Source organism: Desulfamplus magnetovallimortis (genome assembly GCF_900170035.1).
Taxonomy (GTDB): Bacteria; Desulfobacterota; Desulfobacteria; order Desulfobacterales; family Desulfobacteraceae; genus Desulfamplus; species Desulfamplus magnetovallimortis.
Genome location: NZ_LT828561.1, coordinates 1 through 20130 on the forward strand (window position 1 = coordinate 1; position 20130 = coordinate 20130).

Here is a 20130-nt window from a genome sequence, read left to right on the forward strand (position 1 = left end):
AGTTCGGTAATGTATTAACACTTCAGTTAAAATCAAGATAAGTATGAAAATAAATCTTTGTATTATTTTTAACTTTTAAATGTCTCATCTTGAAAAAAGGAGTTTTATTATGAAAAGGACAACATGCCTTATATTTTTTGTTTTTTCAGCATTAATAATAGTTGCATTTACAGGCATATCTGTGAATGCTTCGGATGATGCAGATACCTCCATTTTTGCCAAAGCACCAGTGGAGCCGGATTTTCAGGACTATATTGATGACCCAAGGGCAGAACCTCTTTTTGATGATGAAGGACGATATTTTGGATTTATCCCTTTGCCATTTGCCCCTGAAAAGTATGTTGACAATGGCCTGCTTGGAGCATCCATTTCTGATTCCAGGTATGACATGAGAGATCCTGACAATGACGGTAACCCTTCTGACTCTTTGCTGCCACCTGTAAAAGATCAGGGTACATGCGGATCATGCTGGGCATTTGCATCATTTGGGGTACTTGAGTCACAGCTTTTGGACAACAGCTCTGGATATGATTTTTCAGAGAGCCATCTTGCTAATACCCACGGCTTTGATATTGGAGCATGTGAAGGTGGTAATATTCTTTTTACTTCTGCCTATCTTGCAGCTTACAGAGGAGCAGTTGCAGAAGAATCTGACCCATACCAGGAGGATTCAGCAGGCTCGGCATGTCCGATGTGCGATCCTGTACGTTATGTTGACAATATTATCATGCTGCCTGTACGTTCAGATGTAGATGACTACAAATATGTTAAAGAGCAGATCCTGAAACGGGGTGCATTATATACATCTATCTATTATGACAATAAAAATTATAACCCAGATGATGCCACATATTTTTATAATGATTTTAATAACTCCTTTGACGACTCAAATCATGCGGTTATCATTGTGGGGTGGGATGATTTCAAGATGGTTGAAAGTGCTGGAGTACCTGGAGCTTTTATTGTAAGAAACAGTTGGGGAACAGGTTGGGGAGATGATGGATATTTCTATGTCTCCTACTATGATGAGAGCATTGCTTTCAGCACACTTGCCTCTTTTGATGACAAGGAAGATTCTCATTTATCCTTTAGCAAAATCTATCAGCATGATGAAGTTGGATGGAGCGGTCAGGCTGTAAACCAGGATTCTGCATGGGGCGCAAACTGGTTTGTTCCTGAAGCAGATGGCACCCTTAATGCGGTGAGTTTTGCTGCAACACGTTCTGGTATCGAATATGAAATTGTTATTTATGATGACCATGATGAAACTGAAGGTTCTTTTTACAATGTGTTGACACGCCAGACAGGAAGTATAACATATCAGGGTTGGTACACAATCCCACTACAAACTCCTGTTTCCCTGAAATCAGGGGATGGCTATGCTGTTGCAGTAAAATTCAGCTCTCCTGGAAAAAGTTATTTGGTCCCTACTGAATCATTTGTTTCGGGGTTTACAACCAGCTCTGTTGTAAATCCTGGTGAAAGTTTTGTTTCTGTTAATGGGAAAGAGTGGTATGACAGCTATGACTTTGATTATACCGTCACCATTAAAGGGTTGGTTGACGAAGAAAATATCAATACATGTGACCAGCCACCATCAATTATTGATACAAATGTGAGCCTGGATGAAAATATGGTGACTCTCTCATGGAGTACATCACCTTCGTGTGCAAATACACAATATGAGCTTTATTATGGGGATTTTCCCGTGATCAATAGCATCAGAACTGTTTACATGGATAACAGAACTTCCATTGTCAAGGCGTATAGTCCTGGTGCTGCATTCTTTTTTGCGGTTTACGCAGAAAACGACAAAGGTTCTTCCTTTTCCGATGTCAATTTTGTTGAAGTGCCATGTCCCAACAATTTGCTTTGCAGTATAAATAAATCTTTTCCGGAAAATTCCGAACTCTTTCAACAACTTCAGGAAGACCCTGTTTACCCTGACGAGCCGAACTTTCCTGTAACTGTTTCCAACCTGGATATTGATGGAACAGATTATCTCAATTTTGATTATATTTTTTCTGATTCAGTGCTTTCCTTAGCAGAAGATGCAGCAGATGCATCAGTAGGTTCTGTGGATATTTTTATTGCCCTTCAATCACCTGACAATAGTTTCTGGTTTCTTGACTCATATAGTAACTTTACCTCGGATTTCGGGGCTGTCTGGAAAAAGTCAGTTTCAAAAAGTGTCAGAGATACCGCTATTTTTAAAAAATCCAGATTTATGAATGGTGAGTGGTCTCTGTTCTGGCTTATTGCTCCGGAAGGAAATGGTGATATAAATGCTGCCCTTGCTTCGGAAAAATCAAGAATTGATGGAGTAACTTTTAAGGTCACTGAATAAGGATTGAGTCAGGATGATGATGATGTTCAGGATAAAAATCTGGAACATCCTGTAAATCAGGGTTATCCTGATTCAGATAAATGCAATAAATACCCAATATGGAGAATATATCTGTGTTCTTTTACAATATAAACCGTCATGGCCGGAGTCCGGCTACCCCCGATCATGGAAATAATGTATCTATTTCCACGGTAAAAAAAACCATCTTGTTTTTTATATTTTTTGTCATTTGTGCAGTAACTACCTATTCCCATGCAGTTGAAAACAAGTTTGATGTTGATGTATCCTTATATCCTTTTTCAGGGCCTTCAACCATTGTAAGTCTTGATGATGGTCTGTCACAGGCCGTAATTAATAGGGTATCTGGAAAAATATCAAGAATCAAGCATGATCAGGTTGTATTTGAAAGAACCATCGACAATTTTAAACCATTTGACCTTTTGGCAGTAAATGATGATCTTTATGTGACTTGCAGTGAGTGCGGCGAGGTTAAGGTGCTTTCACAGATTGACTTTTCCCTTAAAAAAACCATTCCGGTGAATCAGACTGCCACATACATGACACTCTCTTCTGATAGATCAAAAATCTATGTTTCATCCCCCCTTAAATCAGCAGACACCATCTCCATGATTGACATTGCCTCACGTTCACTCATATCTCCCCCCATATATGATCCTGATCTTAATATCGTGGAGAAGCTTGTGACACGTAACGGAAAACTCTTTGCAACAAGCAGGATCAGCTCCTCAATTAATATTTATGATGAGAACACACTGATGAATCTAAATATCCCCACACCAACATGGGGATTTGTTCCGGATGATATTGTTGTAACAGACAATTATATATATCTCTCCTCCATAGAAGAGATGAAGATAAGCGTGATCGATCTTGAGACTTTTGAAAAGATAAAAGATATTGAGTTTAATGGTTCACCTGGCAGGATGATTTTTGACGGAGATCACTATATCTATGTTTTAAACAGTAATCGTACAGGCAAGGTGTTCCGTCTTGATACCGATACTAATGAATTTGATGATAATTCCTGTTTTCAGTCCGGAAACTGTTTTTATACAGGTTCAGACCCTGAAGATGCGGTTATTTCAAGAGATGGAAAGGTGCTTTATGTCTCCAATTACAGCGACAACGCCATCTCTTACCACTTTATTTCAGGAAAGCTTTTTATTGAGCCAAGAGATGTTATTGTTAAACCATCTGATGACAATGCAGGTGATACCGGAGTTTCCGGAACAACAGGGGAAGAGTCATCAAATATAGTAACACTTAAAGCTGGTGGTGGCAGTGGAAATTATCTGTGGTCAGTTAATGGTGGAACTCTTTCGGCAACTTCAGGGGATGAAGTCTCTTTTACCCCACCGTCAGATGAGGACATCTACAAGGTGACTGTTCAGGATCTGGACTCTCTGGCAACAGCCACGTCCGAAATAATTGTTGTTGACATCCGCGTGACCCCTGAAACGCTTACAGTATCGGATCAAAATCCCCTGCCCTTTAATATTACCGGCGGTACTCCTCCCTATACAGTCTCCATACTTCAAGGGGGAACCATTGAACACTTTGCAGGAGAATCCGATTTTACATTTTCTCCGCCTTTGAAAGATGGCATATACACCATTGAAGTTATGGATCGGAACGGGGCTAAGAAATATGCAAATGTTGTGATGGCATCCGAGGGGGTTACAGTGCTTCCGGCAGATGCTTCAAGGGCTGCAATTATTGTGGCAGGAGGTCCTTCTGATACTCATATTAACGGCATATGGCCGGAATTAGAGCTGGCTGCAAGTGAAATTTACAGAATATTGTATGAAGAAAAGGGATTTACAAAGGAGCAGCTATATCTTCTTTCTCCTGTTGATCTTGATATTGATGGAGACGGCATTGAAGATCAGGGAACCATTCGTAATGAACATGGTGTTTTCCTTGATGAAAGTTATATAGGAGATGCGTTTCAGTGGGCTGAAAATGCAAAAGAACTTGATCAGCCTCTTCTTGTTTTTTTGATGGGTCATGGAAGTTATGATAAATATTACCTGAATGTTAAAAAACCTGAAAATTCTATTGATGCTGAGACCCTTGATCAATATCTGGATGATTATCAGCAAAGCACGGGCAACAAGGTTGTTGTGATTATGGACTCCTGCCATTCCGGTTCGTTTATAGACGATTTGGCAGGAGAGAATCGGGCAATTATCACAAGTACAGGAGAAGAGAACATTGCCTTTTATATAACTCACAGTGATAACAAAAACACAGTTCATTCATTTATTTCCTATTTTTCAACGTGGATTAGAAAGGGTGTTAACCTAAAAGAGTGCTATGAAAGGGCATGTGTTGATCTTGAAAATTTTTACGCAGAGGAGTCCTGCTCATCAATATATGACACACAAACATATTTTTCCCAGAATCCCCAGTATGAAGACGAAGGGGATGGAGACTATTATGATCTTTTAATGGATCAGGAAAGCGATGATGGAGTCATGTTGAAAAACATCTATATAAAACGCCCTTCTCCATATGCCAATTCATCACGGAAACAACATTCAATTTTATCGGAAAGCAGAAGTTTAAAAGGTGATACACTTGAAAGTATATCAGACATGACAATGTCGATTGTCTCCATGAACGGCAATTCCATAGGTTCTCTTTCCGCAGCAGAACCTGTAAATCTGAAAGCCAAGGTTGGTATTGCACAAAGCAATATAGAAGCCGTTTACGCAATTTTAAAGCCCCCAGGTATGAAAATGACTGCAACCAGGGACGAAAATGATATTATCCACCTTTCATATCCCCAGATAAGACTTGCCAGAACAGAAGAGGATCGAAATCTTGAAAGCCCTGACAGTGAAATATGGGAAACATTATGGAATGGAGCAGTCTATAAGGGGTGCTACGAAATAAATTTTTATGCCCGTTCCCAAAACGGCACCATTGCCTTTTCCGATGCTATAACCTTGAGTGTCTATGATGATGATGCACCTGAACCTCCCGAAGCACCAGATATTGAACTTTTTCTTGGCAAAAATGGCAATGATATTTCTGGAGAAGATTCAACATCGAAAACTTTTTCAAAATCAGATCATCTCACCATCAATTTTATGGAGCGTCTTAACTGGGGATATGATCTGTATCTGGCTATCTTTTTGCCAGATGGGCGAATCTGGACATTTAACGGAGCCTTTGATGGCATTGATTCCAGCAAAATTTCCAATGTAACCTATGACCCTGCAAGTATTGTCAAATGGAAGGCTGAAAGGATTCAGGATAATAAATTGACACTTCTGGATATGGATCTGTCCCAAGGAATCATGCCTTCTGGGCAGTATCTTGTATGTGCCCTTATGGTGCCCCAGGGCAAGGATCTTTTTGATATGGCACCTTACTGGGTTTTTTCAGAGCAATTGTTTTCAATAAACGATTAAACCTTTAATAATACCATTAATCAGTGGCACGCTTTTTGATTTGCTTGAAATTATTGATAAAAATCGGCATGCTTCATTTTCCAGGTTACGCTTTCCGGTGTGAAAATTCTGAGTGGCGAGAATCTCTCACAAAAAAGTGTAAAGTACTTTTGGGGGCATGCTTCATTTCCCATTTTACACTTTCCTGAGAGAAAGCTCTGAGTGGTGGGAATCTCTCACAAAAAAGTGTAAAGTACTGTTGGGTTCATATGAAGGATGCCAAAATTATATTTATTACTTCACCTGCGAGGTGAAAGGTAAAATAAATTTTTTCTAATAATGTCAACACCTATTAAATTTTATGCCACTGATTAAGAAATATGAAAGATGCCCATTTTATATGAAAGTCTCAATAAATAGATGTTTTTGAAACGACTTTCATCTCTTCGATTGTGGCTGTCATCAGCCATGTACGTTATTCAATATATTGCTTTAAGAATTAAAATTTTTCTTGACTTAAAAAAATGAGGCTGTCAATATAAATTCCATTCATAAAATATTAAATTAGCATTTGGTAATGTATATTCATTTTTTGCCTTGATTCATTTCCCTTTTTAAAATTTCCATAGCAAATATCGTAATTGGTGAACCCTTAAATATCCGCTTATAGCCTTACCCTGGCAGATAAACAGATAAAAACGGCATCCTTTATTTTTCGCTTTACACATTTTTTGGACAATGATTTCCATGGTTAAAGGATGGAGCCTGATTTTTTTCATCATGTTAATCCTTAAATTCTTTTAGGGCCTTATCATTTCTAAACAGGCTCTTATTCTGGTTGAAACTTTTCAGAAAAGTGTAAAGTATTACCACACAGCCTCTTTACGGAATCCTTATGACCTATCTAAATGTCTCTGATGTGACCCTCTCCTTTGGTGGTCTCAATGCCCTTACAAATGTCAATATGCACATTGAAAAGGGGCTTATAACTTCCATTATCGGGCCAAATGGTGCTGGAAAGACGAGCATTCTCAATTGTATTTCCGGATTTTATCACCCTACAAAAGGCGATATATCATATGGGGGCAAAAATCTTACCCATGCATCTCCCCATGAGATATCAAGCATGGGTATTGCCCGAGCTTTCCAGAACCTTGAGCTGTTTCGCGGGTTGTCTGTTCTGGATAACCTTCTTCTTGCCCGCCATTCAAAACTTGATTACAATTTTTTTCAGGCACTTGTTTTCTGGGGAAAGGCTTCCCGTGTTGAGTCAGAAAACAGGGCATATGTTGAAGATGTAATAGACTTTATGGAGCTTGAGCCATATCGCAAAAGTCTTGTGGGTAATTTAAGTTATGGTGTCCAGAAAAAGGTTGAGGTTGCAAGGGCGTTAACACTTGACCCGGATCTGCTTCTGCTTGATGAGCCAATGGCCGGCATGAATGTTGAGGAGAAAGAGGATATTGTCCGCTTTATCATGGATATCCAGAAAGAAAGAGGGGTAACTGTGGTTCTTGTGGAGCATGATCTTGGCGTTGTCATGGATATATCAGACAGAATCCATGTACTAGATTTCGGGCAGTTGATAGGTTCAGGAACACCGGCTGAAGTTGCAGCCAATCAAAAGGTTATTGAAGCCTATATTGGAGAAGAATAGCTTTGAAACAAAGGATCTGCAACCTGCAAAATAGGAAGGACAATTAATGGAAAACAGTGATAAGTTACTGGAATACTCCATTCCGCAACTGCTCAGGCTCAGGATAACATATACAGGCGACAAGATTGCGTTGCGAGAAAAAGATTTTGGCATCTGGAACAACTATACATGGAAATCGTATTACGATCATGTGCGAAAAACTGCTCTTGGACTGAGAGAGATCGGCATCTTCAAGGGAGAAAATATTGCCCTTATAAGTGACAATATTCCCGAGCTTCTCTTTGTTGCCATTGGTGCCCACAGCATTGGCGCTGTGACAGCAGGTATCTACCAGACAAGCATGCCGGATGAAATTGCCGGTATCATCAACTCACTTAAAATAAGTGCTGTATTCTGTGACAATCAGGAGCAGGTGGATAAACTCCTGGATATCAGGGAAGATGTGCCAGGGGTAAAAAAGGTTATATTTGAAGATCCAAGGGGCATGAGGGACTACAGGAAAGACAAGTGGTTTATCTCAATTGAAGAGCTATATCAGCTTGGCGATTCATTGCATAAGAAGGAACCAGGCCTTTTTGATACCCTTGTTGATCAAGGCTCTCCCGACGATGTATGTCATCTTTGTCTTACATCCGGAACCACTGGTATGCCAAAGGGAACCATGATGACCCATCGTAACTACATCAACATGGGAGTTCAGATCACAAAGGTGGATCCCCTTAATCCAGGGGATGAGTATGTATCTTTTTTGCCGTTTGCCTGGATAGGTGAACAGATGAACTCCTTTGGTATTGCCATGGCAACCGGAATTACCATTAATTTTCCGGAATCTGTAGAGACAGCCATGTCTGATTTAAAGGAGATAGGCCCACATTTTATGTTTGGTGCCCCAAGGATTTATGAGAATCTGCGTTCGTCAATATGGCTTAAAATTGATCAGTCCTACTGGCTCAACAAAATCATTTATAACTATTTTATTGAGGTTGGACAGGAGGCAGCACAATATCGCATGAGGGGAGAAACCATGCCGCCGCTTTTAAGGTTCAAGGCGTGGCTTGGCAAGCAGATGATTTTCAGACCCCTTGTTAACCAGATGGGGCTTTTGCGACTGAGGCGAGCTTATACAGGTGGCGCTGCACTGGGACCCGAGCTTTTTACCTTTTATCAGGCCATTGGAGTGAATCTAAAACAGATTTACGGCCAGACTGAAATAACAGGTATTGCCTACATGCACAGGGATGGTGATGTCCGGCCAGACTCTGTTGGAATGCCCCTTCCCGGTACCGAGTGCAAAATAAGTGATGAAGGAGAGATCCTTTCAAAATCCTTATCAGTATCACCCGGATATTTTGAACAGCCGGAAAAGACCCGTGAGCTTCTTGAGGGGGGCTGGCTTCACTCCGGAGATGCTGGATATATTGATGAGTTTGGCCATCTTGTTGTAATTGATCGCGTTTCAGATGTAATGCATAACCATAAAAATGAGATGTTCTCACCCATGTTTCTTGAGAATAAACTCAAGTTCAGCCCATATATCAAGGAGGCTGTCATATTTGGTGATAAAAGGGAGTTTGTTGCAGCCCTTATAAATATTGACCCCGAGGTTGTTGGAAAATGGGCTGAAGACAGAGGCATCTCCTATACCACATATATGGATCTTGCAGGTAAAAAGGAAGTTGCAGAACTTGTAATGGAGCAGGTAAAAGGCGTCAATGAACGTGTGGAAAAGGAGCACTTCCGGATTGAGAGATTTGCTCTTCTTTATAAACTTCTGGATGTTGATGACGGAGAGCTTACCAAAACCGGAAAGATAAGACGCAAGGTTGTTATGGAGCGTTATAAGCACCTTTATGAAGGGCTTTACGACCTTGATGTTGAAAGCAAAGAGGTGGAGGCAAGTTTTCAGTATCAGGATGGTCAGTCTGCAACTGTAAAGACAACTATTCGTTTTTACTCTTCAGATGCCAAGCTTGGATAAAACCTTCCAAACCATATTCATTGTCTAATTCAAAGGTTACTTCCGGTTATGAAAATAATCAGATTTTTTTTAACCAAATGCTCGGGAGACAGGTATATTGCCATGAGTTATTTTTTTCAGATTGTAATAAGCGGAGTGGTTGTCGGATCAATATATGCCCTTGCTGCACTGGGCCTTGTTCTGGTCTATAAATCAAGCAGGGTTGCCAATTTTGCACATGGACAAATAATTGCAGCCGGTGCATTTATAACATATGCCCTTACTGTCTGGGCATCAATTCCTGTATATATATCATTTGTTTTGAGCATGCTGATAACCTTCTGCCTTGCATGGAGTGTGGAAAGGATCTTTTTGCGTCGCCTCATTGGTGAACCAATTATTTCTGTTATAATGGTCACTATTGGTCTTGCATCCATTCTGGATGGGTTGATATATCTTACCCCTTTTGGGACTGAAAATTTCTCTTTTCCATCCTTTTTTCCACAGGAACCCATTATGGTTGGAGGGGTTTCAATTTCATGGACCCAGCTTGTGGGCGTTATCATAACTTTTATTCTGATAGGTGGCTTCTCATGGTTTTTCAAGAAATCCACTGTAGGGATATCCATGCGTGCGGTTTCGGATGACCAGTTTGCATCCATGTCTGTTGGGATATCTGTGCCCGGGGTTTTCGGGCTTGCCTGGGCAACGGCAGGTCTTTCTGCCGCCGCAGCAGGTTGCATCATAGGAAATATTACAGGGTTAAATTTTGACACCCTTCACTCCTTTGGCATAGTGGTTTTTCCGGTGGTAATCTTGGGTGGCCTTGACTCAATTCTGGGGGCTGTGGTGGCAGGAATTATCATGGGGCTTATTCAGCAGTTTGCCGGTGGCTATATTGACGGCAACTGGGGACTAAACGGTACAGGAGAAGTTCTTCCTTATATTATTCTTCTCATTATTCTTCTCATTAAACCCCATGGACTCTTTGGAATACATGAAATAGAGAGGGTGTGAAATTTTTTCATCAAACTCTATGACTTTTTTTACATACACCGAATGGACTGATTAGGAATATAGAGCGTTTCAACTCCTTTCAGTAAAACGTCATTACCTGTCTGCATATACGAAATAGAGAGAGTGTGAAATATGGCATCAAACAGATGGCTGGCAACCGGTAATTTTTTTACAACATACCAGGAAGAGCAGAGAACTTTTACAACACGTCTTGATCAGTTGATATTTTCCATCTTTCTGTTAACCCTATTTATATGGCCTCTGCTTTTTGAGCTGAGCAGAACATATATGCTTGTGGTTGACAATATTCTGATTGCTGTTGTGGCAGTGCTTGGACTTAACCTTGTTACAGGATTTGCAGGACTTATATCAATTGGTCATGCCGCTTTTGTGGGAGTGGGGGCATATACAGTGGCATCCTGTTCAAGGATGATAGGAGATAGCCATATCATAATCACCCATCTTTGGCCTGTTATGATTATTGCAGGCGGGCTTGCCGGTGCAGTAATGGGGGCAATTGTCGGGCTTCCTGCACTTCGTTTAAAACATCTTTACCTTGCCATTGCAACTTTGTCATTTCAGATGATTTTTGAGTGGACCATAAATTTTATGGCGTTTTTCAACCAGGGACAGACCATATTTGTTGGAAGGGTTATGTGGCTTACCGGAGAAGTTGGCAGAAGCGATCACTATGTGTTTTGGTATTATGTAATCTTGATTGTAATTGTAATGTGCGGGTTTGGAGTGCGAAATCTTTTTAAAACCCGATATGGCAGAGCACTTGTGGCTGTAAGGGACAATGACCGTGCTGCTGATGCAATGGGGATGCACCCGGGTCTTACAAAGGTTTATGCCTTTGCCCTTTCAGGTTTTCTTGCAGGTGTGGCAGGGGCACTTCATGCCTATCTATATCGGGGGGCAGGCATTGAATCTTTTACACTCCATCACTCCATAAGCTATCTGGCCATGGCCATTGTGGGAGGTCTTGGAACCTTGAACGGCTCTTTCTGGGGACCTGCCGCCATACAGTTTTTGGATCTTCAAGTTGAGAATGTGGCAGAGCTTGCAGGGCATTACATGCCATCCAACATGAATCTTGCCACAGCATTAAGACCTTTGACCTTTGGCCTTGTCATAGTACTGTTTTTGATGTTTGAACCCAGGGGGATTGCCAACTGGTGGCGGATAGTCAAGTCATACACAAAGACTTGGCCGTTCAGGTATTAGATTTTTTTGTTTAAATAATAATAAACAGGGGGGATTTTATGGGAAAGACTATTAGAAAAAATTTGTTTGCGTTAAATCTGTTTCTGGCATTTGCAGTTGTTGTTTGCATTACACCGCAGGCGTTTGCAGGCGGAAAAGTTTATAAAATGGGCCTATCCCTTGCCATTACAGGCCCCACATCTGATGCCGGAAATCCCTATTCCAAAGGAGTTGAGGACTATTTTAACTATGTCAATGATACAAAACTTCTTGGTGATGATAAAATAGAGTGTATGATCCGTGATGACCAGTACCAGACAGCAGTGACAAAAAGAAATTTTGAGGATTTTCTGGATCAGGGTATTGTTTTTTATCTCAACTACTCAACCGGAAGTACCCTTGGCTTGAAGCGGGATTTTGAAGAGGTTCAGATTCCTGTTTTGCCGGCCTCCTTTCATGCAGGAAATGTTGAAGATTCTCATTATATTTTTCTGCCCATTGCCTCCTATTCCGAGCAGGTTGTCTCTCTTTCCGAGTATGTTGTCAACAACCATAAGGGAGATAAACCAAAAGTTGCAATGTTTATACACCCCTCAGCATTTGGCCGCGGCCCTGTAGGTGACGTTGAAAAATCAATTGCCGCAGGTCTTAACATGGAGATTGTAGAGGTTGTTGAACATGGCAAGGATCTTGACAATACAGCCATGCTCCAGCGTCTCATGAGTAAAAATGTTCAATATGTCATTTGTCAGACCATCCAGTCTCCTGTGGCAACAATGATTAAAGATGCTGCCCGCCTTGGAATCTCTGCCAATGCGTTTGGAGAATCCGGCAAAATTACATTTCTTGGTGCCCATTATACAGGCGGTAACGACCTGATTGATCTTGCAGGAGATGCTTCAGAGAATTTCTTCTGGATAACATCCTACACCATTACATCAGAACCTGGCCCTGGAACTGATTTTCAGTTGTCACTTGCAAAAAAATATGGACGGGATGACAAGGCTGCCAATTCCCACAATTATGCAAACGGTATCATGGTTGCGCAGGTTGCAACAGAAGTTGTACGACGTGCAAAGGAGAAGGGGCTTGATATTAGCAAAAAGACCCTTCATGATGAGCTGAATGCCATGAATGGTGATAATGCATACCAGCCACCGACAACTGTAGGGCCTGTTACCTATTCTTCAACTGACCGTGCAGGTGTTGACTCTCTCCAGATTTATGCTGTAAAGGAGGGAGTTTTCAGAAAGGTTGGAGAGCCGATTACATCCCAATACATGAAGAAAATAAAGTAGCGTATGAAATTATCATCCAGACAGAATAATAATGGGAAAAACTCCATGGATATCTCAGATGCTCAACTAAATGAGAGTTCCCCTTTTAATGAAAGAGCCAAACTTCAGGAGAATATTCTTGAAGTTAACAACATTGAAGTTGTCTATAACGATATTGTTCAGGTGCTGAGGGGAGTGAGCCTTCATGTGGCAAAGGGAACCATTGTGGCGCTGCTTGGTACCAATGGTGCTGGCAAGACCACAGCCCTTCGGGCTATTAGCGGCCTTCTGAAACCCGAGAACGGAGCCATAAAAGAGGGCTATATCAAGTTTCTTGGAAAAGATATCACCAACAAACTGGGGACAGAGATTGTGCGTCATGGAGCTGTTATGGTTCCGGAGGGCAGAAGGGTGTTCAAACACCTCACTGTAAGCGAGAATATAAAGGTTGGCTCCATAACCCGCAGGGACGGTTCTGAAAAAATAAATGACGATTATCAGCTTATGTATCGTCATTTTCCAAGACTTGCCAATATAACCAACCGTATGGCTGGCTACAGTTCCGGAGGAGAACAGCAGATGATAGCAATTGCAAGGGCACTTATGGCAGCCCCTGAAATGCTGATGCTGGATGAACCATCCCTTGGTCTTGCACCACTTCTGGTTAAGGAGATATTTGATAATATTGTTCAGATCAACAGGGTTGTTGGAACAACTATTCTTGTGGTTGAGCAGAACGCAAAAATTGCCCTTGAGATCGCAGATTATGCCTATATTATGGAGTCCGGCAGGATAGTTCTTGAAGGTGCAGCAGAAGATTTGAAAAACAACCCGGATGTCAAGGAGTTTTACCTTGGTGTTACCAAGGGTGGAGGCAGGAAATCCTTTAAAGATATCAAGTCTTACAAGCGCAGAAAGCGCTGGATGTGATAGAAGCGTAGAAAATGCAGGATCTAATCTTTACCATTCAGGAGTGGGAGGTGTGATACTATGAATATTCTGGTGGGATATAATGGTGGTGATGTGGGGGAGCGTGCATTAAAGCTTGCAAGGGATTATGCTCTGCTTACAAATGCTTTTGTCCACATCATCACCTCAATGGAGGGCGGAGCAAATGAAACTCCGGCTGATATTCAGCAGGCTGAAAAGGATCTGGAGTTTGCTTCAAAACTAATGGAGCCTTCAGGCGTTAAATTTCTTGCACGTCAGAGTGTCCGTGGACTCTCTCCAGGAGAAGATCTTGTCCGGTATGCAAAGGAAAATGATATTGAGCATATTTTTGTCGGGATCAAGAAAAAGTCAAGAACCCAGAAGATGCTTCTTGGCTCAAATGCACGTTTTGTAATTTTAAAAGCAAATTGTCCTGTTACAAGTATAAAGTAGATTTGTGCCCTTTGACTTGTTTGTTTTTTATAACGTACATGGCGGATTACCGCCACAATCGAAGGGATGAAAGTCGTTTTTAAAACAGGCTGTTACGGAGACTTTCATATAAACTAATTGATATTAATATTAACTGTTTTGATTGCAGGGAATATGATGGTTACACTTCGATATTACCTGTAAAAACTGATCTGGCGGGTCCTGTCTTGTAGATGTGATTGTTAGACGCCCGCCATTCAATATCAAGGGTTCCCCCTTTAAGTTCAATTTGAGCTTTTCTTTCCGATTTTTCATTAATACATGCGGCAACAAGGGCAGCACATGCTCCTGTGCCGCATGCCAGTGTCTCACCTGCTCCGCGCTCCCATACCCTCATTTTCATCTGGGATGGATTAACCATCTCAATGAATTCCACATTTGTTTTTTCAGGAAATTTTGGATGGTTTTCAATGGCTCTGCCATGCAGCTCAACATCGGTGTCCATAAGATTGTTTACAAATATAACTGCGTGCGGATTACCCATTGAGACTGCTGTAAGGTGGAAACTCTGTCCGTTTACAGAAAGTTCAAATGAGCTTTGATCAGGTTCAAAAGCAGGGATACCCATATCTACGCGTATGGACTCCACAATTCCGCTTTCGTTTGTTATAACTTCAGGAATAACAACACCTGCAAGGGTCTCCACAGTGAAACGCTTTTTGTCAATGATCTTTTTTTCAAACAGGTATTTTGCAAAACATCGCATCCCATTGCCGCACATCTGGGCTTCTGAGCCATCAGAATTAAAAATTCTGAACCCTGCATCTTCTTTTTCTGACTCCAGAAGAAGAATTATTCCGTCAGCACCGATTCCGAAATTTCTGGAGCACAATTTTACTGCAAGTTCAGCATAGAAGCTGTTTTTTTCCTGGTCGTGATCTTTTGAGATAGCTCCTTTTCTGTCATCAATAATGACAAAGTCATTTCCCAAGCCTTCCATTTTTTCAAAATTTATAATCATTTTATTATCCTGTTTTGGATGAAACTGTGCAAAGTAAAATTTTTTTAGTGTGTACCTTTTTTGAACTATTCTCCCCTTCTCCAGTCATGGAGAGGGGTCTGGGGGGTGAGGTTTGTTATGAACAGATATTCAGAACAGATATGATATTTTTTCCCAGCAGATTAACCTGCCAGTTTCTTGTACCGTTGATATTTTTAAGCTCTTCTTCTGTTGATGGACTTACTGTGGCAATAGCTGTAATTGTTGCGTTATTCATCAAAAAACCAGGCTCAATTCCGGTTCTCTGGCTCGCTTCGTTTCTCAGATGCTTCAGTGCCTTGATTCGTTCCGGAATTTCAGGTTTGATTTCCGGGGATTTTTTTCTGGGATATGATGGTAGCTGATTTTGGGGAACTGCCATGCCTTTTACAATAGCTTCCACACAAAGTTCTCCATACATGTTGATCTGTTTAGGGCTGAGAATTCTTGAGTCCTTCAGTTGTTGCATGGTTTTAGGGTGTTTAAGGGTAAGTTGAGATATGGTTTCCGTACCCATGATCTTGAAAAGGGGCAGATTTTTCTTTTCAGCAATTGCAGCTCTCATCTGAAGCAGTGACTCAAGTACTGCAAGGTTTTCCCGCCCCATCTTTCCTGCGCCCTTGAATTTCAGGAACAGGGGCATATCCTCTGTCTTGTCATACCTGACTTCACTTTGCAGCTCAAATTCTTCAACAGCCCAGGAGAGGCGTCCGCTGTCAGCAAGTTTTTTCTTCAGAATATCGGCAAGCTCAAGAAGATGTGCAACATCATTTATGCTGTATGCTATCATTTCGTCGGAAAGGGGTCTTCTTGACCAGTCAGTTCTCTGGAATCTTTTGTCAAGGCAGAGATTGAAGTGCTTTTTTAGAAGTGCAGCAAGGCTTCGACGCTGGATACCAAGAAATCGGCAGGCAATCTCGGTATCAAAAAGATTGTTAATTCGGATATTAAAATCACGGTCAAGGCTTCTTATATCAAAGTCTGCCCCGTGAAACACCTTGGTTATGGCCGGATTTTCACACAGCGGTTTCAGAGCAGAAAAGTCCTGTATTGTTAGTGGGTCAATCAGGTAGTTTTTTTCTGGATCTGCCATCTGAATCAGACAGACCTGTTCTTTGAAGTGGTGCATGGAGTCTGCCTCAATGTCCATGGCAATCCTTGAGTGGGTTTCAATATATTCGCACTGTTGTTTCAAGTCCTCGTCCGAGTTGATCAGAGTGTGCTCAATCATTTTTTCCTTGACCGTTTCAGGCTGTTGCCTTAATGTTTTAGTTTTTTTATATGAAACTGTAGGGGTTAAGGATCTATTTATACCTTGTTTTGGGCAGATATGAAATCTCTCCCCTACATTTTAAATTAGTATCACGATAATGCCCTTGGGGGCACATAAATAATCAAAACTGAATAATGGAAAAGTAAATGATTAATATAACACTTCCTGATAGCAGTATAAAGTCTTTTGATGAATATCCCACAGGAATGGATGTTGCTCTCTCCATATCCGAAGGATTTGCCAGAAACTGTGTTGCCATGGAAATTGATGGCAAACTTCTGGATTTAAACACAAAAATAGAATCTGACTCATCTCTTCGTCTCATAACAACAAAAGATGGAGATGCTGTGGAAATTCTCAGGCACAGTGCCGCCCATGTCATGGCAGAGGCTGTGCAGAACCTTTATGATGGAGCACTTTTAACAATAGGCCCTGTTGTTGAGGATGGTTTCTATTATGATATTGATATGAAACCGGTTTCAGAAGATCAGTTTCCTGCAATTGAAGCTGAGATGAATAAGATTATCAAGGCAAAAAAGCCATTTGAACGTAAAGTTGTCTCAAAAGCCGAAGCTCTTGAGATGTTTAATGATAATAAATATAAAAAAGAGCTTATTGAAGCCCTTGAGGATCAGGAGATATCCCTTTATCAGCAAGGTGGATTTGTTGATCTGTGCCGTGGCCCCCATATCCCGCACACCGGCATGATCAAGGGTGTAAAGCTCATGAAGACCTCCGGAGCATACTGGCGTGCTGATCAATCCCGTGAACAGCTTCAGAGGCTCTATGGAACAGCATTTTTTGATAAAAAAGAGTTAAAAGAGTACCTTCATCTCATTGAAGAGGCAAAAAAGAGAGATCACAGAAAGGTTGGAACCCGCCTTGGGCTTTTCAGCTTTCATCAGGAGGCCCCGGGAATGCCCTTTTTCCATGCAAAGGGTATGGAGATGTGGAATGTGCTTTTAGAGTACTGGCGTCATGAGCACAAGGCCGCAGGATATGTGGAGACAAAGACTCCGGTTATGCTGAACCGGAAATTATGGGAGCAGAGCGGTCACTGGGAAAACTACAGGGAGAACATGTACACCTCTGTTGTGGATGACGAGGAGTATGCCATAAAGCCCATGAATTGCCCGGGCGGTATGCTGCTTTATAAAACTGGCTCATACTCATACAGGGATCTGCCGCTCAGGGCAGGGGAGATAGGCCTTGTTCACCGCCATGAATTTTCAGGGGCGCTTTCAGGGCTTTTCAGGGTTCGTGCATTTCATCAGGATGATGCACATATCTTTATGACTCCGGATCAGATTGAATCGGAGATCCTTGGGGTTTTGAGGCTTGTGGAGCGCATTTACAGCAGATTTGGCCTTGGGTTCCATCTGGAGCTTTCAACCCGTCCTGAAAAATCCATTGGAACAGATGCCCAGTGGGAAGAGGCAACAAATGGCCTTAAAAGTGCACTGGATACATATGGCAAAGAGTATCTGATCAACGAGGGTGATGGTGCATTCTATGGTCCCAAGATTGATATTCATATTAAGGATGCCTTAGGAAGAACCTGGCAGTGCGGAACTGTACAGCTTGATATGGCGCTGCCGGAAAGATTTGATCTTACCTACAAAGGTGCAGATAATGAAAAACATCGTCCAATAATGATTCACAGGGTGATTTATGGTTCAATTGAACGATTCTTTGGTATTCTTGTTGAACATTTTGCAGGAAAATTTCCCTTGTGGCTTGCTCCTGTACAGGTTGTGATTCTTCCCATCAATGATGAACTTGCCCCCCATGCAGCAACTGTAAGTGCCCGTCTCTCTGAACATGGCATACGTTGTGAGGTGGATAACCGCACAGAAAGTCTTAAAAAGAAAATAAGGGACGCCCAGATCAACTACACTCCCCTTATCCTGACTGTTGGTGAAAAAGAGAGGGATTCTGATACCCTGTCAGTAAGAACACTTGATGGCAATGTTACAATGGGGCTTTCCATTGATGCATTTCTTGACAAGGTGCTAAAAAACATCAGAAGTCGCACCCTTGAGGGGATATCCTTTGAAAAATGATGCAGTTGCAAAGAGTCAGTAAAGTTAGAGAAATAACTGATACACGATGATTTTTAATACATCTACACTTCCACATAGGTTGCCTCTGGTGATCTACTGCATTCTGATCTTTGTGCAGTCATCTTTTCCATCACTTGAGGCACTGCCATCCTTTCCTTTTTCCGACAAACTCATGCACCTTGGAGGCTACGCTCTCCTTGGTGCCCTTGCTGTAAGGGACTTCAAACGTCAATTCAAAGATAAATCAAGGCTTAGTATTACCATCTGTGCAATTGCCTTTTCCACCTTTTATGGTGCAACTGATGAGTTTCATCAATCATTTGTTGCAGGCAGAAGCGCAGATCTAATGGATCTTCTGGCTGATTTTGCAGGAAGTGTAGCAGGAGCCTGGATTTTCTGGAGGGATATCCCTTATATTGATTATTGATGCACACAGGATTGCCCTTACAGTGGACGACGTTAGGTTCACCCCCCCCTCGATTTATTTACCCTAATTTTTGATGCCCCTGTAAAAAGTCGAAATCTGCAGACCAGCTATTAATAATTCTTCCAGCGAGTTACAGATTGGAAATTGAACCTTATTTTCTACTGGTTCATCATTATTAAATTATTGGAATTAATTTTTAAGATACTTCTTGACTGAATGAAATTATTGTGAGATATGTTCCTGTAAAAAAATTGTCACATAAAGGAGTCTCTAAATGATGAACATTTTTATTCCTTCAAAGTTTTATAACATGATGCCGGTTTTATGTATTGCACTTGCCCTGGTTTTTGCATTGACACCTCCTGGCATAGTAAAAATTGTTTGTATCGTTTATCTTTTGGGATATTCAGGGTATATACTTTACAAAAGAGTTACATATTGTTCGATGAATGTTGAATCCAGTGATGATCCTGATGAAGAAATATATTGAATCAGCCATTGCCGTTTTATAAGAAAGTCCCCGCAAATGGCTGTTTTTATAAAGACTTTCAACTCTTCGATTGTGGCGGTGAACCGCCATGTTGGTTAATAAGAAAACCATTTGACTGCAACTTTTTCAGACCAGTAAATACTTGCTTCATTGAACTCCACAAATCCCACATGCCCACCATCTTTTGGTATCTCAAGAACAACATTGCTGTTTTTTTTCACTTCCTTTACAGGATAGCATGAGGGCGACAGAAATGGATCATTCAGTGCATTGACTATCAGCGTTGGTACCTGTATGTATTTTAAAAATCTTCTGCTGCTGCATTGATACCAGTAATCCTCTGCATCTCTAAATCCGTGTATAGGTGCTGTGTATCTGTCATCAAACTGCTTGAAATTTTTTATCTTTTCATACCCTTCATCATTGATGAGATGGGGCATAATGGACATTTTTGCCCTGATTTTCTCATGCAGCTCCCTTAAAAATCTCTTCATATATATGGCATTGGCAGGCTGTTCAAGCATTTTGGCACTGCCCTTAAGATCGCAGGGCACAGAAAAAAACAACAGCTTTTCTGACAGTTGATGCAACTTTTT

General features: G+C 41.3%; 15 protein-coding genes. 12 read left to right on the forward strand and 3 right to left on the reverse strand.

Annotation, left to right across the window (positions count from 1 at the left end):
- Positions 1–109: 109 nt before the first annotated feature.
- From MTBBW1_RS23885 to MTBBW1_RS23925, 9 genes are all read left to right on the forward strand, one after another.
- Positions 110–2347 (forward strand): lectin like domain-containing protein, encoded by a 2238-nt coding sequence (locus MTBBW1_RS23885; protein WP_186441679.1) that lies wholly within the window; start codon positions 110–112, stop codon positions 2345–2347.
- 113 nt (positions 2348–2460) lie between these two features.
- Complete coding sequence (locus MTBBW1_RS23890) at positions 2461–5787, forward strand: C13 family peptidase (RefSeq protein WP_186441680.1); 3327 nt, start codon at positions 2461–2463, stop codon at positions 5785–5787.
- An 874-nt stretch (positions 5788–6661) separates the two neighbouring features.
- A complete protein-coding gene (locus MTBBW1_RS23895) occupies positions 6662–7423 on the forward strand; it encodes an ABC transporter ATP-binding protein (RefSeq protein ID WP_080808425.1) in 762 nt (253 codons plus the stop codon).
- A gap of 46 nt (positions 7424–7469) precedes the next feature.
- On the forward strand, positions 7470–9401 hold the full coding sequence (locus MTBBW1_RS23900; protein WP_080808428.1) for an AMP-binding protein: 1932 nt from the start codon (positions 7470–7472) through the stop codon (positions 9399–9401).
- A 102-nt stretch (positions 9402–9503) separates the two neighbouring features.
- Positions 9504–10397: a branched-chain amino acid ABC transporter permease gene (locus MTBBW1_RS23905; RefSeq protein WP_080808615.1), complete on the forward strand. Its 894-nt coding sequence runs from the start codon at positions 9504–9506 to the stop codon at positions 10395–10397.
- A 132-nt stretch (positions 10398–10529) separates the two neighbouring features.
- Positions 10530–11624: a branched-chain amino acid ABC transporter permease gene (locus MTBBW1_RS23910; RefSeq protein WP_080808432.1), complete on the forward strand. Its 1095-nt coding sequence runs from the start codon at positions 10530–10532 to the stop codon at positions 11622–11624.
- 38 nt (positions 11625–11662) lie between these two features.
- Positions 11663–12901, forward strand: coding sequence for an ABC transporter substrate-binding protein (locus tag MTBBW1_RS23915; protein ID WP_080808435.1), 1239 nt, complete (start codon positions 11663–11665; stop codon positions 12899–12901).
- A 45-nt stretch (positions 12902–12946) separates the two neighbouring features.
- Positions 12947–13810, forward strand: a complete 864-nt coding sequence (locus MTBBW1_RS23920; RefSeq protein WP_080808438.1) for an ABC transporter ATP-binding protein — start codon at positions 12947–12949, stop codon at positions 13808–13810.
- Between the two features lie 60 nt (positions 13811–13870).
- Entirely contained in the window at positions 13871–14263 is a 393-nt protein-coding gene (locus tag MTBBW1_RS23925; protein ID WP_080808441.1) for a universal stress protein, read from the forward strand.
- A gap of 160 nt (positions 14264–14423) precedes the next feature.
- Here MTBBW1_RS23925 and dapF read toward each other — a convergent pair whose 3' ends face one another.
- Together dapF and MTBBW1_RS23935 are read right to left on the reverse strand one after the other, a co-directional pair.
- On the reverse strand, positions 14424–15263 hold the full coding sequence (dapF, locus tag MTBBW1_RS23930) for a diaminopimelate epimerase (protein WP_186441681.1): 840 nt from the start codon (positions 15261–15263) through the stop codon (positions 14424–14426).
- 115 nt (positions 15264–15378) lie between these two features.
- Positions 15379–16512, reverse strand: coding sequence for a ribonuclease D (locus MTBBW1_RS23935; protein WP_080808444.1), 1134 nt, complete (start codon positions 16510–16512; stop codon positions 15379–15381).
- Between the two features lie 188 nt (positions 16513–16700).
- On the opposite strand from MTBBW1_RS23935, the gene thrS reads away from it, so the two are divergent.
- From thrS to MTBBW1_RS23950, 3 genes are all read left to right on the forward strand, one after another.
- Entirely contained in the window at positions 16701–18617 is a 1917-nt protein-coding gene (gene thrS / locus MTBBW1_RS23940) for a threonine--tRNA ligase (protein WP_080808448.1), read from the forward strand.
- An 88-nt stretch (positions 18618–18705) separates the two neighbouring features.
- Positions 18706–19044, forward strand: coding sequence for a VanZ family protein (locus MTBBW1_RS23945; RefSeq protein ID WP_186441682.1), 339 nt, complete (start codon positions 18706–18708; stop codon positions 19042–19044).
- Between the two features lie 274 nt (positions 19045–19318).
- Entirely contained in the window at positions 19319–19534 is a 216-nt protein-coding gene (locus MTBBW1_RS23950; RefSeq protein ID WP_080808455.1) for a hypothetical protein, read from the forward strand.
- Between the two features lie 95 nt (positions 19535–19629).
- Here MTBBW1_RS23950 and MTBBW1_RS23955 read toward each other — a convergent pair.
- A partial coding sequence (locus MTBBW1_RS23955; protein ID WP_281255684.1) for a YheT family hydrolase occupies positions 19630–20130 on the reverse strand: 501 nt, incomplete at its 5' end.

Coding starts and splice junctions, on each gene's coding strand:
- MTBBW1_RS23925 (WP_080808441.1), top strand. CDS start 13,871: ATGAATATTCTGGTGGGATATAATGGTGGTGATGTGGGGGAGCGTGCA.
- dapF (WP_186441681.1), bottom strand. CDS start 15,263: ATGATTATAAATTTTGAAAAAATGGAAGGCTTGGGAAATGACTTTGTC.
- MTBBW1_RS23935 (WP_080808444.1), bottom strand. CDS start 16,512: ATGATTGAGCACACTCTGATCAACTCGGACGAGGACTTGAAACAACAG.
- thrS (WP_080808448.1), top strand. CDS start 16,701: ATGATTAATATAACACTTCCTGATAGCAGTATAAAGTCTTTTGATGAA.
- MTBBW1_RS23920 (WP_080808438.1), top strand. CDS start 12,947: ATGGATATCTCAGATGCTCAACTAAATGAGAGTTCCCCTTTTAATGAA.
- MTBBW1_RS23915 (WP_080808435.1), top strand. CDS start 11,663: ATGGGAAAGACTATTAGAAAAAATTTGTTTGCGTTAAATCTGTTTCTG.
- MTBBW1_RS23900 (WP_080808428.1), top strand. CDS start 7,470: ATGGAAAACAGTGATAAGTTACTGGAATACTCCATTCCGCAACTGCTC.
- MTBBW1_RS23885 (WP_186441679.1), top strand. CDS start 110: ATGAAAAGGACAACATGCCTTATATTTTTTGTTTTTTCAGCATTAATA.
- MTBBW1_RS23905 (WP_080808615.1), top strand. CDS start 9,504: ATGAGTTATTTTTTTCAGATTGTAATAAGCGGAGTGGTTGTCGGATCA.
- MTBBW1_RS23950 (WP_080808455.1), top strand. CDS start 19,319: ATGATGAACATTTTTATTCCTTCAAAGTTTTATAACATGATGCCGGTT.
- MTBBW1_RS23895 (WP_080808425.1), top strand. CDS start 6,662: ATGACCTATCTAAATGTCTCTGATGTGACCCTCTCCTTTGGTGGTCTC.
- MTBBW1_RS23910 (WP_080808432.1), top strand. CDS start 10,530: ATGGCATCAAACAGATGGCTGGCAACCGGTAATTTTTTTACAACATAC.